12 protein-coding genes are annotated in these 14511 nt (G+C 72.4%); 6 read left to right on the forward strand and 6 right to left on the reverse strand.

Annotated elements, in window-relative coordinates:
- Position 1 precedes the first annotated feature (1 nt).
- The 3 genes from sufD to H1A17_RS24340 are packed head-to-tail and all read right to left on the reverse strand — an operon-like array spanning position 2 to position 3369.
- A complete protein-coding gene (gene sufD, locus H1A17_RS24330; protein ID WP_145920857.1) occupies positions 2-1144 on the reverse strand; it encodes a Fe-S cluster assembly protein SufD in 1143 nt (380 codons plus the stop codon).
- Between the two features lie 54 nt (positions 1145-1198).
- A complete protein-coding gene (gene sufB, locus H1A17_RS24335; protein WP_145920858.1) occupies positions 1199-2629 on the reverse strand; it encodes a Fe-S cluster assembly protein SufB in 1431 nt (476 codons plus the stop codon).
- Positions 2626-3369, reverse strand: coding sequence for a metalloregulator ArsR/SmtB family transcription factor (locus H1A17_RS24340; RefSeq protein WP_145922947.1), 744 nt, complete (start codon positions 3367-3369; stop codon positions 2626-2628). Before H1A17_RS24340 ends, sufB begins: the two co-directional genes overlap by 4 nt.
- Positions 3370-3547: 178 nt before the next feature.
- Here H1A17_RS24340 and H1A17_RS24345 point away from each other — a divergent pair, with 178 nt between their 5' ends.
- Positions 3548-4513: a heme A synthase gene (locus H1A17_RS24345; RefSeq protein ID WP_194822974.1), complete on the forward strand. Its 966-nt coding sequence runs from the start codon at positions 3548-3550 to the stop codon at positions 4511-4513.
- A gap of 82 nt (positions 4514-4595) precedes the next feature.
- On the opposite strand, the gene H1A17_RS24350 is transcribed toward H1A17_RS24345, so the two are convergent.
- From H1A17_RS24350 to H1A17_RS24360, 3 genes are all read right to left on the reverse strand, one after another.
- The gene (locus H1A17_RS24350; RefSeq protein ID WP_145920860.1) at positions 4596-5522 is read right to left on the reverse strand and encodes a RimK family alpha-L-glutamate ligase; all 927 of its coding nucleotides are present in this window, start codon (positions 5520-5522) and stop codon (positions 4596-4598) included.
- On the reverse strand, positions 5519-5851 hold the full coding sequence (locus H1A17_RS24355) for a hypothetical protein (protein ID WP_194822975.1): 333 nt from the start codon (positions 5849-5851) through the stop codon (positions 5519-5521). Before H1A17_RS24355 ends, H1A17_RS24350 begins: the two co-directional genes overlap by 4 nt.
- Positions 5852-6168: 317 nt before the next feature.
- Positions 6169-7128 (reverse strand): heme o synthase, encoded by a 960-nt coding sequence (locus tag H1A17_RS24360; RefSeq protein ID WP_145920862.1) that lies wholly within the window; start codon positions 7126-7128, stop codon positions 6169-6171.
- 264 nt (positions 7129-7392) lie between these two features.
- Between H1A17_RS24360 and tkt the strand changes: the two genes are divergently transcribed.
- The 5 genes from tkt to pgl all read left to right on the forward strand — a co-directional run.
- Complete coding sequence (tkt, locus tag H1A17_RS24365; protein WP_194822976.1) at positions 7393-9522, forward strand: transketolase; 2130 nt, start codon at positions 7393-7395, stop codon at positions 9520-9522.
- Between the two features lie 15 nt (positions 9523-9537).
- Positions 9538-10716: a transaldolase gene (gene tal / locus H1A17_RS24370; protein ID WP_145920864.1), complete on the forward strand. Its 1179-nt coding sequence runs from the start codon at positions 9538-9540 to the stop codon at positions 10714-10716.
- Positions 10717-11030: 314 nt separating this feature from the next.
- Entirely contained in the window at positions 11031-12572 is a 1542-nt protein-coding gene (zwf, locus tag H1A17_RS24375) for a glucose-6-phosphate dehydrogenase (protein WP_145920866.1), read from the forward strand.
- Positions 12573-12618: 46 nt separating this feature from the next.
- Positions 12619-13635, forward strand: coding sequence for a glucose-6-phosphate dehydrogenase assembly protein OpcA (locus tag H1A17_RS24380; protein ID WP_145920867.1), 1017 nt, complete (start codon positions 12619-12621; stop codon positions 13633-13635).
- Between the two features lie 168 nt (positions 13636-13803).
- Positions 13804-14511 (forward strand): 6-phosphogluconolactonase (gene pgl / locus H1A17_RS24385; RefSeq protein ID WP_194822977.1); only part of this gene is annotated, 708 nt, incomplete at its 3' end.

Here is a 14511-nt window from a genome sequence, read left to right on the forward strand (position 1 = left end):
GTCAGGCCCCGGCCTTCGTGAGCCGGGCCTCGATCGCGTCGCCGAGCCGCTCGCGCAGCGGCTCGACCGGGATCTTGTTGATCACCTCGGCGAAGAAGCCCCGGACCACCAGGCGACGCGCCTCGTCCGCCGGGATGCCCCGGGCCATCAGGTAGAACAGCTGCTCGTCGTCGAACCGGCCGGTCGCGCTGGCGTGGCCGGCACCGGCGATCTCGCCGGTCTCGATCTCCAGATTGGGTACGGAGTCCGCCCGCGCGCCGTCGGAGAGCAGCAGGTTCCGGTTGATCTCGTACGTGTCGGTGCCGGTCGCCTCGGCCCGGATCAGCACGTCACCCACCCAGACGGTGTGCGCCTCGTCGCCCTGCAACGCGCCCCGGTAGCCGACGTAGCTGCGGCAGTCCGGCACGTTGTGGTCGACGAGCTGCCGGTGCTCCAGGTGCTGGCCGCCGTCGGCGAAGTAGACGCCGTACAGCTCGGCCTCGCCGCCCCGGCCGGTGTACTCGACCGTGGTGGACTGGCGGACCAGGTCACCGCCGAGGCTCACCTGGACGTGCGACACCTTGGCGTCCCGGCCGAGGCGGATCTTCAGGTGCTGGGCCTGCACCGCGTCGGCGGCCCAGTCGGCCACCGTGACCAGGGTCAGCTTCGCCCCGTCGGCCACCGCCACCTCGACGTTGTCGGCCAGCGTCGCCGCACCGACGTGCTCCAGCACCAGCACCACCTCGGCGAACCGGCCCACGTCGACGAATGTGTGCCCGAAGGCCAGCCCGGTGGCGTCGTCCCCGACCACCCGCAGGCTCACCGGCACGTCGACCACGGCCTCGGCCGCGACCTCGACCAGCAACGCCTCACCGGCGCCGCCGTAGGCCAGCGCGCTGACCCGGTCGACCGGGGTGAGCACGCTGCCCACCCGGGGGTCGTCCCGGCCGATCCGCCCGACGGTGACGCCGGCCGGCAGGTCGGCGTACTCGTGGCGGACCGTACCGGTGGCGGCCTGCGCCCCACCGGTCAGCCCACGGAGCCGCTTGAGCGGGGTGAAGCGCCACTCCTCCTCCAGGCCGGTCAGGGCCGGGAAGTCGGCGACGTCGTACGAGCGGAGCGCCTGCGACTTGGTGCTGGGCGGCGCGGAAGCCTGGGTAGTCATCTCTTCCTTGGTCTGTCTGTCCGGGACGACGGTGTCGTGGGCGGCGGGGCGGCGTCAGCCGACCGCGCCCTCCATCTGGAGTTCGATCAGGCGGTTGAGCTCCAGGGCGTACTCCATCGGGAGTTCCTTGGCGATCGGCTCGATGAAGCCGCGCACGATCATCGCCATCGCCTCGTCCTCGCTCAGCCCCCGGCTCATCAGGTAGAAGAGCTGGTCGTCGCTGATCTTGGAGACGGTGGCCTCGTGCCCCATCGACACGTCGTCCTCGCGGATGTCGACGTACGGGTAGGTGTCCGAGCGGGAGACGGTGTCGACCAGCAGCGCGTCGCACTTGACCGTGCTGCGGCTGTGGTGCGAACCCTCCAGCACCTGCACCAGCCCCCGGTACGAGGTACGGCCGCCGCCCCGGGCGATCGACTTCGACACGATGGTGCTGCTGGTGTGCGGCGCGGCGTGCACCATCTTGGCCCCGGCGTCCTGGTGCTGGCCCTCACCGGCCATCGCCACCGAGAGCACCTCGCCCTTGGCGTGCTCGCCGGTCATGTAGACCGCCGGGTACTTCATGGTCACCTTGGAGCCGATGTTGCCGTCGACCCACTCCATGGTGGCGCCCTCGTGGCAGACGGCCCGCTTGGTGACCAGGTTGTAGACGTTGTTCGACCAGTTCTGGATGGTCGTGTAGCGGCAGCGCGCGTTCTTCTTGACGACGATCTCGACGACCGCGCTGTGCAGCGAGTCGGAGGAGTAGAGCGGCGCGGTGCAACCCTCGACGTAGTGCACGTACGCGCCCTCGTCGACGATGATCAGCGTCCGCTCGAACTGGCCCATGTTCTCGGTGTTGATCCGGAAGTACGCCTGGAGCGGGATCTCCACGTGCACGCCCTTCGGCACGTAGATGAACGAGCCACCGGACCACACGGAGGTGTTCAGCGCGGCGAACTTGTTGTCGCCGACCGGGATCACCGTGCCGAAGTACTCCTTGAAGACGTCCTCGTGCTCCTTGAGGGCGGTGTCGGTGTCCAGGAAGAGGACACCCTGCTCCTCCAGATCCTCGCGGATCTTGTGGTAGACCACCTCGGACTCGTACTGCGCCGCGACCCCGGCGACCAGCCGCTGCTTCTCCGCCTCGGGGATGCCCAGCCGGTCGTAGGTGTTCTTGATGTCCTCCGGCAGGTCCTCCCAGCTGGTGGCCTGCTTCTCGGTGGAACGCACGAAGTACTTGATGTTGTCGAAGTCGATCCCGGTGAGGTCGGCCCCCCAGGACGGCATCGGCTTGCGGCCGAACAGCCGCAGACCCTTGAGCCGCAGGTCGAGCATCCAGGCCGGCTCGTTCTTCTTGGCCGAGATGTCCCGCACCACCGCCTCGTTGAGACCGCGCTGGGCCGTGGCCCCGGCGACGTCGGAGTCGGCCCAGCCGTACTCGTAGCGACCGAGGGCGGCGAGCTGCTCTTCCTGGGTCAGGGGCTGGACGATCTGCTCGGTCATCTATCTGTCCTCACAGTGGTGACGGTGTTACCGGACTGGGCGCGCGGCTGGGCCGGAATGTGCGTGGTGCACACCCCGTCGCCGTGCGCGATGGTGGCCAGACGCTGCACGTGGGTGCCGACCAGACGGGAGATGACCGCCGTCTCGGCCTCGCACAGCTGGGGGAACTCGGCGGCCACGTGCGCCACCGGGCAGTGGTGCTGGCAGAGCTGCCCGCCCGAGGCGATCGTCGACGCGTTGGCAGCGTAGCCCTCGGCGGTGAGCGCACCGGCGAGTGCCTCGGACCGGGCCAGCGGATCGTCGCCGGCGTCCTCCATGGCGGCCCGGCAGCGGGCCTCCAGCGCGGCGACCTGGTCGGCGGCGAACGCCTCGACCGCGTCCGGGCCGCCGTTGCGGGCGATCCAGCGCAGCGCGGCGGTGGCCATGTTGTCGTAGTGGTGGGTGCCGCAACGCCCCCGGGCCGCGTCGGTGAGCAGGAAGACCTTCGCCGGTCGGCCCCGCCCCCGGCTGCCCCGCACGGTCTGCTCCCGGGCGACCACGTCGCCGTCGGCGAGCATCGCGTCGAGGTGCCGGCGGATCGCGGCCGGGCTGAGACCGAGCGCCGAGCCGAGCTGGCCGGCGGTGGCCGCCCCCTGCTCCAGCAGGAGCCGGGTCACCCGGTCACGGGTGGACAGGTCGGTGGGGGCGTCCGGCGTCGGGGCCGGCGTGGCCCGCCGCGCGGCCTCCGTCCCGCGCCGCACGGCACGGCGGGACCGCGCACCGACGCCGACGGCCGGGGCGGCCGTCGACGGGTGCCCGGAGAGCGCCGCCGCTTTTTTCACAACGCCAACGTTACGTAATTCGCCGGGGGCCCGCAAACCCGACCCCGGTGATCCGGCCCACCGGGCCGGCGGAGTCACCCGATCGGGATCAACTACGGTGCGTAGGATTCGCTCCGTGAAGCGATCCGTCCGGTTCCCGGTCTCGACCACCCTGCTGCGCCGCCTCGCGTACGCCTCGATCGTGGCCAACGTGGCCATCGTGGTGACCGGCGGGGCGGTCCGGCTCACCGCGTCGGGGCTCGGCTGCCCGACCTGGCCCCGGTGCACCGACGCGTCCTACACCACCACCGCCGAGATGGGCGTGCACGGGGTGATCGAGTTCGGCAACCGGCTGCTCACCTTCGCCGTCGGGGCGATCGCGCTGGCCACCCTGCTGGCCGTGCTGGCCCACCGGCCCCGGCGCGCCGGGCTGCGCCCGCTGGCGGTGGCGGTGTTCCTCGGCATCCCCGCGCAGGCCGTGATCGGCGGGATCACCGTGCTGACCAACCTCAACCCGTGGGTGGTCGGGCTGCACTTCCTCGCCTCGATGGCGGTCATCGCCGCCGCGTACGCCCTCTGGCGACGGATCGTCGACCCGGACGGGCCGGTGGTGCCGGTGGTGCCCGGGCCGCTGCGTACCCTCGCCCGGCTCACCACCGCCGTCAGCGTCGCCGTGCTGGTGGTCGGGACCTGGGTGACCGGCAGCGGCCCGCACGCCGGCGACCACGGGGCCGCCCGCAACGGGCTGGACCCGGAGACGATCTCCCAGGTGCACGCCGACGGGGTGTTCCTGCTGATCGGCCTCTCCGTCGCGCTGGTCCTGGCGTTGCGGGCGGTCGGCGCGACCGGCCCGGCCCGCGCCGCCCTGGTGCTGGTCGCGGTGGAGCTGGGGCAGGGCCTGATCGGTTTCGTGCAGTACTTCACCCACCTGCCGGCCGTGCTGGTCGCCGCGCACATGCTCGGCTCCTGCCTGGTGCTGCTGGCCACCCTGGCGATGCTCTGGTCGACCCGGCAGCGCCGGCCGGTCGCCGGCGACCCGGCGTCGCCACCGGCCGAGCAGCAGCGGGTGCCGGCCACCGTCTGAGCGTTTCCCCGGGCGGGCCGGCCGGGACCAGGTCGATCGCGCCGGGACGCGGCGACGCCACCGCCGGGCGTGGCCCGGGCGGTCAGCGGCGGGCGAGGTGGACCAGCACCGCGTCGGCGAGCCGCTCGGCGGCACCGTCGGCGTGACCGAGGAACAGCGACGGCTCGGTCAGTTCCAGCTCGATCAGCACGGGTGCGCCGTCCGGGCCGGGGATCAGGTCCACCCGGGCGTAGAGCAGCCGCTGCGGGCCGCCGGGGACCTCGGCCAGCACCCGCTCGGCGACGGCCAACTGCTCACCGGTGGCGGTGCGCGCGTCGATCCGCTCCGGCCGGTACAGGCCCTCGACGCCCAGGTCCGGGCCGTCGAGCATGGCGCCCTTGCGGATGGCGTGGCTGAACGTCAGGCCGTCCGGGCCGGCCACGAAGAGCAGCGCGGTCTCCCCGGCGGTGTCCACCGCGTCCAGGTACGGCTGGACCATGGCGGTCCGGCCGGCGGCCGTCAGCCGGCGTACGTGCGCCACGGCCAGGTCCCGGTGGGTCGGGTCGGCGGGGTCGTACCGGCCGGTGTCGAGGCTGCCGGCGCTGACCGTCGGCTTCACCACGTACCGGCCGGGGGTCGGGGGCGGGACCCAGTCGTCGCCCGGCGCGACCCAGGAGGTCGGCACGGTGGGCACCCCGGCGGCGGCGAGTTCACCGAGGTAGCGCTTGTCGGTGTTCCACCGCACCACGTCGGCGGGGTTGACCAGGGTCGGCACCGACGCGGCCCAGGCGACGAACTCGTCGCGGCGCGGGGCGTAGTCCCAGGGTGAGCGGAGCACCACCAGGTCGTAGCCGGCCCAGTCGACCCGGGGGTCGTCCCAGACGGCCGCCTCGCCGGTGACGCCCCGGGCCGCCAGCGGGGCGAGCACGAGCCGGTCGTCGGCGTAGAGGTCGGCGAAACGGGAGCAGGTGACGAGAGCGACCCGGGGTTCCCCCCGGGTCGACTGGTGGTGGGTCGGGTTGTCGGTCAACGGGCCATGGTGCGCCGGGCCATCGACCGCCACAGGTCGTTGCTCGGCCGCATCTGGTCCATCAGCTCACGCTCCCAGGCGTTCTCGACGGCGACTCCCGCCTGGGCGCACGCCTCCCGGGCGGTCACGGTGTCCTCGGCGAACTGGTCGCCCCACGCGCCGTCGGTGCCGACCAGGACGATCCGGGCACCACGCTTGCCGACGTACTCGATGACCGCCTTCGCGCCGCCGTGGGCGGCGGCGAAGGACCTGATGCCAGCGACCAGCCCGGTGGGGGCCGCTCCGGCGGTCTGCTCGGCCGTCAGCGTCGTATCGGAACCTTCTGCCATGACGCGAAGCCTAAGCAGACTTCCACCCCTACGCGCGAGAATCATGAACTATTTGTGATACCAATTACCCGAGGGTTTATCGGAAAGCGCGGGCGTATTGCCCGGCCATGACGGATAAGTACGGGCATAACGGCCGGGTTGGATCGCCCCGATGTGTCCAGCTTGTGGCACTCGCCGAACCCCGAAGAAAATCCCATCATGCGGGCGGAGACCCGAACCGTCCCCGGCGTGTCGCGGCCGTCCGGGCACCGCCACCGGACCCGACGCGGCCCGCCCGCACCACCCACGGGGAAACGGCGCGGCGGGCACGGCGGAGATCAGAGCAGAGCGTCGAGGGCCACCGCGACGAACACGATGGTCAGGTAGGTCGTCGACCAGTGGAACAGCCGCATCGGCTTGACCGGCTCACCCCGGGTCACCCGCCGGCAGAGCTTGTGCGCCTCGACCAGGAAGACGGCGCCCACCACGGCGGTCGGCACCCCGTACACCGCGCTCATGCCCAACGGCCACAGCGCCAGCGAGGTCGCCACCGTCAGCCAGGCGAAGATCAGGATCTCGGCGTTGACCCGCCGGGGCGAGGCCACCACCGGCAGCATCGGGATGCCGGCGCGGGCATAGTCGTCCTTGTATTTCATCGCCAGCGGGTAGAAGTGCGGCATCTGCCAGAAGAAGACCACCGCGAACAGCACCCAGGCCGCCGGGGCCAGCGACCCGGTCACCGCCGCCCAGCCGATCAGCACCGGGGCCGCCCCGCACGCGCCGCCCCAGAAGGTGTTCGCCGTCGTGGTGCGCTTGAGCCAGAGCGTGTAGACCAGGTCGTAGTAGACGATCGCGGCCAGCGTCAGCGCGGTGGCCAGCAGGTTGGTGAACGTCGCCATCAACGCGACCGACACCGCCGCCAGCACCAGCCCGAAGACCAGGGCGCTACGCGGCGAGACGGTGTGCGCCGGCAGCGGACGCCGCTTGGTGCGCCGCATCAACTGGTCGATGTCCCGGTCGATGTAGCAGTTCAGCACGCTCGCCGCACCGGCGGCCAGGGAGCCGCCGACCAGCACCACGGCCATCAGCCACAGCGACGGCAGACCGCCCTCGGCGAGCATCATCGCCGGCACCGTGGTCACCAGCAGCAGCTCCACGATGCGCGGCTTGGTGAGCGTCACGTACGCCGACACCACCGCCCGGACGTCCCGCCGACGGGCCGTCGGCCGCCCGCCCACCGTGCGCACCGGCGGCTGCCCGGCAGAGTTGCTGACGGGGCGCTCGGTGATCATGCTCACGGATTGCCACCTTCCGGCGTCGGCAGGGGAAGTCGGTTCGGCGGGACCCCGTCGGGGTCCACACACCGGACCACACACTACGCGTCGTCGTTTTCGCTGCCCGGGCGACCCGACAACGGTGCGGGCCGTCACACCTGACGGGTGACCGAACGATCCGGCCGGCCCGTACGTAACTGCCTGCTGAGATCCCCGGGCGGACGTTTAGACCCGCTCGATAGGGTCACCAGTGAGGGTTCCGCCCATCTGCCGAGGAGCACAACCATAGTGGCTGCCAACCGACCCGCACTCAACTGGACCGACCTCGACCGCCGGGCCGTCGACACCGTCCGCGTTCTGGCCATGGATGCCGTGGAGAAATCCGGCAACGGCCACCCCGGCACCGCGATGAGCCTCGCGCCCGCGGCGTACCTGCTGTTCAACCGGGTGATGCGGCACAATCCGGCCGACCCGAACTGGCCCGGCCGGGACCGGTTCGTCCTGTCCGCCGGGCACTCCAGCCTCACGCTCTACATCCAGCTCTTCCTCTCCGGCTACCCGCTGAGCCTGGACGACCTGAAGTCGCTGCGGCAGTGGGGCTCGCTCACCCCGGGCCACCCGGAGCACGGCCACACCCCCGGGGTCGAGACCACCACCGGCCCGCTCGGTCAGGGCCTGGGCAACGCGGTGGGCATGGCGATGGCGGCCCGCCGCGAGCGGGGCCTGTTCGACCCGGAGAGCGAGCCGGGCACCTCGGTCTTCGACCACCAGATCTGGTGCATCGCCTCCGACGGCGACATCGAGGAGGGCATCAGCCACGAGGCGAGCGCGCTGGCCGGGCACCAGCAGCTGGGCAACCTCACGCTGATCTACGACGACAACGAGATCTCCATCGAGGACGACACCCGCATCGCCAAGAGCGAGGACGTGGCGGCCCGCTACGCGGCGTACGGCTGGCACGTGCAGACCGTCGACTGGCGGGCCGGCGACGCCGACCAGGGCGACTACCACGAGGACGTGGAGGCGCTCTACCAGGCGCTGCTGGCGGCGAAGGCGGAGACCGCCCGTCCCTCGTTCATCGCGCTGCGCACCATCATCGGCTGGCCCGCGCCCAACAAGAAGAACACCGGCAAGATCCACGGCTCGGCGCTCGGCGGCGACGAGGTGAAGGCCACCAAGGAGATCCTCGGCTTCGACCCGCAGCAGAGCTTCCAGGTCGACGAGGAGGTGCTCGCGCACGCCCGGGGGGTGCTGACCCGGGGCACCGAGGCCGAGCAGGCGTGGACCGGCGAGTTCGACAGCTGGGCGCAGGCCAACCCGGAGCGCAAGGCGCTCTACGACCGGATCGCCGGCCGGGTCCTGCCGCAGGGCTGGACGGACGCGCTGCCGACCTTCCCCGCCGACGCCAAGGGCGTGGCCACCCGGGCCGCCTCCGGCAAGGTGCTGGAGGCGCTCGCCCCGGTGCTGCCGGAGCTGTGGGGCGGCTCGGCCGACCTGGCCGAGAGCAACAACACCACCATGAAGGGCGAGCCGTCGTTCATCCCGGCCGCCCACGCCACCAAGGACTTCCCCGGCCACGAGTACGGCCGCACGCTGCACTTCGGCATCCGCGAGCACGCCATGGGCGCGATCCTCAACGGCATCGCCCTGCACGGCGGCACCCGCCCGTACGGCGGCACCTTCCTGGTGTTCAGCGACTACATGCGCCCCTCGGTGCGGCTCGCCGCCCTGATGAAGCTGCCGGTGACGTACGTCTGGACGCACGACTCGATCGGTCTCGGCGAGGACGGCCCGACCCACCAGCCGGTGGAGCACCTGACCGCGCTGCGCGCCATCCCCGGCCTCGACGTGGTCCGCCCGGCCGACGCCAACGAGACCGCCTGGGCGTGGCGGCAGGCGCTGGAGCACACCGACCGGCCGACCGCGCTGGCGCTGAGCCGGCAGCCGCTGCCGACCCTGGACCGGGAGCGGTACGCGGGCGCCGAGGGCACCGCCAAGGGCGGCTACGTGCTGGCCGAGGCGTCGAGCGGCAAGCCGCAGGTGATCATCGTGGGCACCGGTTCCGAGGTGCAGCTCTGCCTCACCGCCCGGGAGCGGCTGGAGGCCGACGGCACCCCCACCCGGGTGGTGTCGATGCCCTGCCAGGAGTGGTTCTACGAGCAGGACGAGGCGTACCGGGAGTCGGTGCTGCCGCGCGGGGTGCAGGCCCGGGTGAGCGTCGAGGCCGGGATCGGGATGTCCTGGCGGGGCGTCGTCGGCGACCTGGGCGAGAGCGTCAGCCTGGAGCACTACGGGGCCAGCGCCCCGCACACCGTGCTGTTCGAGCAGTTCGGCTTCACCCCCGACCGGATCGTCGCCGCCGCGCACGCGGCGCTGACCCGGGTGGGCGACATCACCGGTTTCACGACCGGCAACTGAGGGAGTGTGGACGACATGACGGACAGACTGGGTGACCTCACCGCCGCCGGAGTGGCGGTCTGGCTCGACGACCTTTCCCGGGTACGACTGAGCTCCGGCGGGCTGGACCGGCTCCGCCGCGAGCAGCACGTGGCCGGGGTGACCACCAACCCGACCATCTTCGCCAAGGCGCTCAGCGACGCCGACGAGTACAACTGGCAGTTGAAGGACCTCGCCACCCGGGGCATCGAGGTCGAAGAGGCCGTCCGGATGCTCACCACCTACGACGTGCGCTGGGCGTGCGACGTGATGCGCCCGTCGTACGACGGCAGCGCCGGGGTCGACGGGCGGGTCTCCATCGAGGTCGACCCGCGGGTCGCCCACGACGCCGACCGGACGGTCGCCGAGGCCAAGGCGCTGTGGTGGCTGGTGGACCGGCCGAACCTGTTCATCAAGATCCCGGCCACCGAGGAGGGGCTGGCGGCGATCACCGCGACCCTGGCCGAGGGGATCAGCGTCAACGTCACGCTGATCTTCGGGCTGGACCGCTACTCGGCGGTGATGGAGGCGTTCCTCGCCGGCCTGGAGCAGGCGAAGGCCAACGGCCACGACCTGTCCACCATCGGCTCGGTGGCCTCGTTCTTCGTCTCCCGGGTCGACTCCGAGATCGACAAGCGACTGGACAAGATCGGCTCCGACGAGGCCAAGGCGCTGCGCGGCAAGGCCGCCGTGGCCAACGCCCAGCTCGCCTACGAGCGCTACACCGAGGTCTTCTCCTCCGACCGGTGGCAGGCCCTGGCCGACGCCGGCGCCCACCCGCAGCGCCCGCTGTGGGCGTCGACCTCGACCAAGAACCCGGACTACCGCGACGTGATCTACGTCGAGGAGCTGATCGCGCCGGGCACCGTCAACACCATGCCGGAGTCGGTCGTGACGGCGTACGCCGAGCACGGGGAGACCCGGGGCGACACCATCACCGGCGCGTACGACGCGGCCCGGCAGGTCTTCGCCGACCTGGCCGCCGTCGGCATCGACATGGACGACGTGATCGCCACCCTGGAGCGGGAGGGCGTGGAGAAGTTCGAGGCGAGCTGGAGCGAGCTGCTCGACGGCGTCCGCAAGTCGCTGGCCGCCGCGGCGCAGGGCACCGGCGCCCCGAACAAGGCCGCCAAGGGCAACGCCGACGCGGCCCAGCGGGCCGGCGGGAACGCGTGACCAACGGCGTCGGACGCGTCGCGGGGCCGGTCCCCGCGACGCCCCACGCCGCCGGCACCCCGACGGGGTGGCGATGTGAGTGACCTGTTGACCGGCCCGGCCGATGCCGCCGCCGGTCTCGCGGTGCACGGGGCGGACGCGGTCGTATCGACCGCGCCCGCTGCCGTACGGGCCGTCCCGCGCACGCGGGGCGGCCCGGTGGCACCTGCCGGCCGACCCGGGCCGGTGCCACCGCCGCACCTGACCGACAGGCCGGCCGGGCCGGCCCGGCTGCTGGATGCGATCGGACGATGGCGGGCGTGACGATGGACGACATGGACCACACGGAGCGAGGAGGCGGCGTGAATCCGCTGCGCGACGCGCAGGACCGACGACTCCCCCGGATCCCGGAGCCGTGCGCCCTGGTGATCTTCGGGGTGACCGGTGACCTGGCGCGCAAGAAGCTGCTGCCGGCGGTTTACGACCTGGCCAACCGGGGGCTGCTGCCCCCCGGTTTCGTGGTGCTGGGCTTCGCCCGGCGCGACTGGGGCGACGGCGACTTCGAGGCGCTGGCCCACGAGTCGGCCAAGCAGCACGCCCGGACACCGTGGCGCGAGGAGGTGTGGGGCCGGCTGGCCGGCAACATCAAGTTCGTCGGTGGCTCGTTCGACGACGACGCCGCCTTCGACAAGCTCGCCGCGACGCTGAACCAGCTGCGCGACAGCCACGGCATCCACGGCAACGCCGCGTTCTACTTCTCCATCCCCCCGACTGCCTTCCCGGTGGTGCTCAAGCAACTGGCCCGCACCGGGATGGCCGACAACGAGAAGTGCGGCGGCTGGCGGCGGGTGGTGGTGGAGAAGCCGTTCGGCAACGACCTGCCCTCGGCGAAGGAACTCAACGATCTGGTCGACGACGTGTTCACCCGGCAGGACGTCTTCCGGATCGACCACTACCTCGGCAAGGAGACGGTCCAGAACATCCTCGCCCTGCGGTTCGCCAACAACCTCTTCGAGCCGCTGTGGAACTCCAAGTACGTCGACTCGGTGCAGATCACCATGGCCGAGGACGTCGGCATCGGCACCCGGGCCGGCTTCTACGACTCGGTCGGCACCGCCCGGGACGTGCTCCAGAACCACCTGCTCCAGCTGCTCGCCCTGGTCGCCATGGAGGAGCCCACCAGCTTCGACGCCGACGAGATCCGGGCCGAGAAGCTGAAGGTGCTCAAGGCGATCACCCTGCCGAAGGACGTGGCCCGGGGCACCGTACGCGGCCAGTACCTGCCCGGCTGGGTGGGCGGCCAGCGGGCCGTCGGCTACCTCGACGAGGAGGGCGTCCCCGCCGACTCGAACACCGAGACGTACGTCGCCGTGGAGCTGGGCATCCAGAACCGGCGCTGGGCCGGGGTGCCGTTCTACATCCGGGCGGGCAAGCGGCTGCCCCGACGGGTCACCGAGGTGGCCATCATGTTCAAGAAGGCGCCGCACCTGCCGTTCAACGCCGCCGACATGGAGTCCCTCGGCCCCAACCAGCTCGTCATCCGGGTGCAGCCGGACGAGGGCGTGGTGCTCAAGTTCGGCTCCAAGGTGCCGGGCACCACGATGGAGGTCCGCGACATCGCGATGGACTTCCAGTACGGCGAGGCGTTCACCGAGTCCAGCCCCGAGGCGTACGAGCGGCTGGTGCTCGACGTACTGATCGGCGACCGGACGCTCTTCCCGGACGCCGCCGAGGTGGAGCAGAGCTGGGCGGTGGTGGACCCGCTGGAGCACGCCTGGGAGGGCACCAAGCCGGAGCCGTACCGGTCCGGCGAGTGGGGTCCCCGGGCCGCCGACGAGATGCTGGCCCGCGAGGGCCGCGCCTGGCGGCGGGCGTGAACGGGCAGGTAGGTAGCAGGCACAGCGGGCGGACCGGGAGGCACCAGTGATCGGGCTGTGGGACACCACCGGCAACGAGGTGGTCAAGGCGCTCGCCGCCGAACGGCGCAGCGCGGGCGGGGTGGCCAGCGGGATGGCGCTCACCCTGATCGTCGTGGTCGACGAGAAGCGGGTCCGGGACGCGGAGGCGGCGGCCACCATCGCCGCCGCCGCCCACCCGTGCCGGCTGCTCGTCGTCGTGCGCGCCGACGTGGAGCGGGAACGCAACCGGTTGGACGCGGAGATCGTCGTCGGCGGCCGGCTGGGCCCGTGCGAGGCGGTGGTGACCCGGATGTACGGCCGGCTCGCCCTGCACGCCGAGTCGGTGGTGATGCCGCTGCTGGTGCCGGACGTGCCGGTGGTCACCTGGTGGCACGGCGAACCACCGGCGGAGATCGCCACCGACTTCCTCGGGGTGGTCGCCGACCGGCGGATCACCGACTGCGCGCAGGCCGTCGACCCGATCGAGGCGCTGCGGGAACGGGCCCGGGACTACGCCCCCGGCGACACCGACCTGGCGTGGACCCGGATCACCCCGTGGCGCACCCTGGTCGCCGGGGCGTTCGACACCACCGAGGCACGGGTCACCGAGGCGACCGTGGTGGCCCCGCGGACCGACCCGACGGCGGCGCTGATGCGGGGCTGGCTGGCCGCCCGGCTCGGCATCGACCCGCAGTGGCAGCACACCGACGACCACCCGAGGATGCGTCAGGTGCAGCTGCGCTGCGCCAACGGCGACGAGCTGACGCTGACCCGGGACGACAGCCTGGCGACCTTCCGGCGTACCGGCCAGGACGACCGGGTGCTGCCGCTGGTGCGGCGGCCACTCGGCGACGAGCTGGCCGAGGAGCTGCGCCGGCTCGACACCGACCAGGTGTACGCCGAGGCGTTGGGCGCGGCGGCCGGCCTGTCCGGCCTGGAGCAGCGCCCGGCGCAGCGGGTGCACGTCTGGAAGGACCCGGCCACCGCGCGGCGGGCGGAGGCGGGCGTCAGCGCGCACGCCGGCACCAGCACGGCATCCTGACCCGTACGCGGTGGGCGGTCCTGCGGGGCCGCCCACCGGCGTACGGTGCCGGCCCGCCACGGCGGGCGGCGCGGCACGACGAGATCCCCGGTGACACCGGCACCCGGCGGACCGACCGGTTTCCGCCACGACGAGCAGGACCGCGTCGCGCGGTCAGGAAAGGCCAACATGAGTGAGGCGAGTGTCGCCGTGCACGCCGACGCCGACCTGCTGGCGCAGGCGGTGGCGGCCCGGCTGGTGGTGAAGCTGCTCGACGCGCAGGCGGAGCGGGGCGCGGCGTCGATCGTGCTGACCGGGGGGCGGATCGCCGCCGCGGTCTACCGGGCGGTGGGCGCACTGCCCGCCCACGACGCCGTCGACTGGTCCCGGGTGGACGTCTGGTGGGGCGACGAGCGTTTCCTGCCGGCGGGCGACCCGGAGCGCAACGAGACGCAGGCCCGCGCCGCGCTGCTGGACGCGATGCCGCTGGACCCGGCCCGGGTGCACCCGATGCCGGCCACCGACGGCCCGACCGGCGACGACCCGGAGGCCGGGGCCGCCGCGTACGCCGAGGAGCTGGCCCGGGCCGCCCGGCCCGGCCATGCCGCGCTGCCCCACTTCGACGTGCTGATGCTGGGCGTCGGCGAGGACGGGCACGTGGCGTCGGTCTTCCCCGAGCACCCGGTGCACCACGACACCCGGCCGGTCAGCGCGGTGCGGGGCAGCCCGAAGCCGCCGCCGGTGCGGACCACCCTCACCCTGCCGGCGATCAACACCGCCTCGGTCGCCGCCGGCCTGCAACGCACCGGTCGGATCATCACCGCCGCCGCGCTGTTGCTGATCATCGTGGTGGCCGGCTTCACCACCGGCGGGATGGCCTACATCAAGCTGATCGGC

It is taken from the genome of Micromonospora sp. S-DT3-3-22 (assembly GCF_015354745.1).
Taxonomy (GTDB): domain Bacteria; phylum Actinomycetota; class Actinomycetes; order Mycobacteriales; family Micromonosporaceae; genus Micromonospora; species Micromonospora wenchangensis.

Excerpts from the sequence above, each read along its gene's own strand:
- sufD (WP_145920857.1), bottom strand. The coding sequence starts at position 1,144 with ATGACTACCCAGGCTTCCGCGCCGCCCAGCACCAAGTCGCAGGCGCTC.
- tal (WP_145920864.1), top strand. The coding sequence starts at position 9,538 with ATGACGGACAGACTGGGTGACCTCACCGCCGCCGGAGTGGCGGTCTGG.
- sufB (WP_145920858.1), bottom strand. The coding sequence starts at position 2,629 with ATGACCGAGCAGATCGTCCAGCCCCTGACCCAGGAAGAGCAGCTCGCC.
- H1A17_RS24355 (WP_194822975.1), bottom strand. The coding sequence starts at position 5,851 with ATGGCAGAAGGTTCCGATACGACGCTGACGGCCGAGCAGACCGCCGGA.
- zwf (WP_145920866.1), top strand. The coding sequence starts at position 11,031 with ATGGACCACACGGAGCGAGGAGGCGGCGTGAATCCGCTGCGCGACGCG.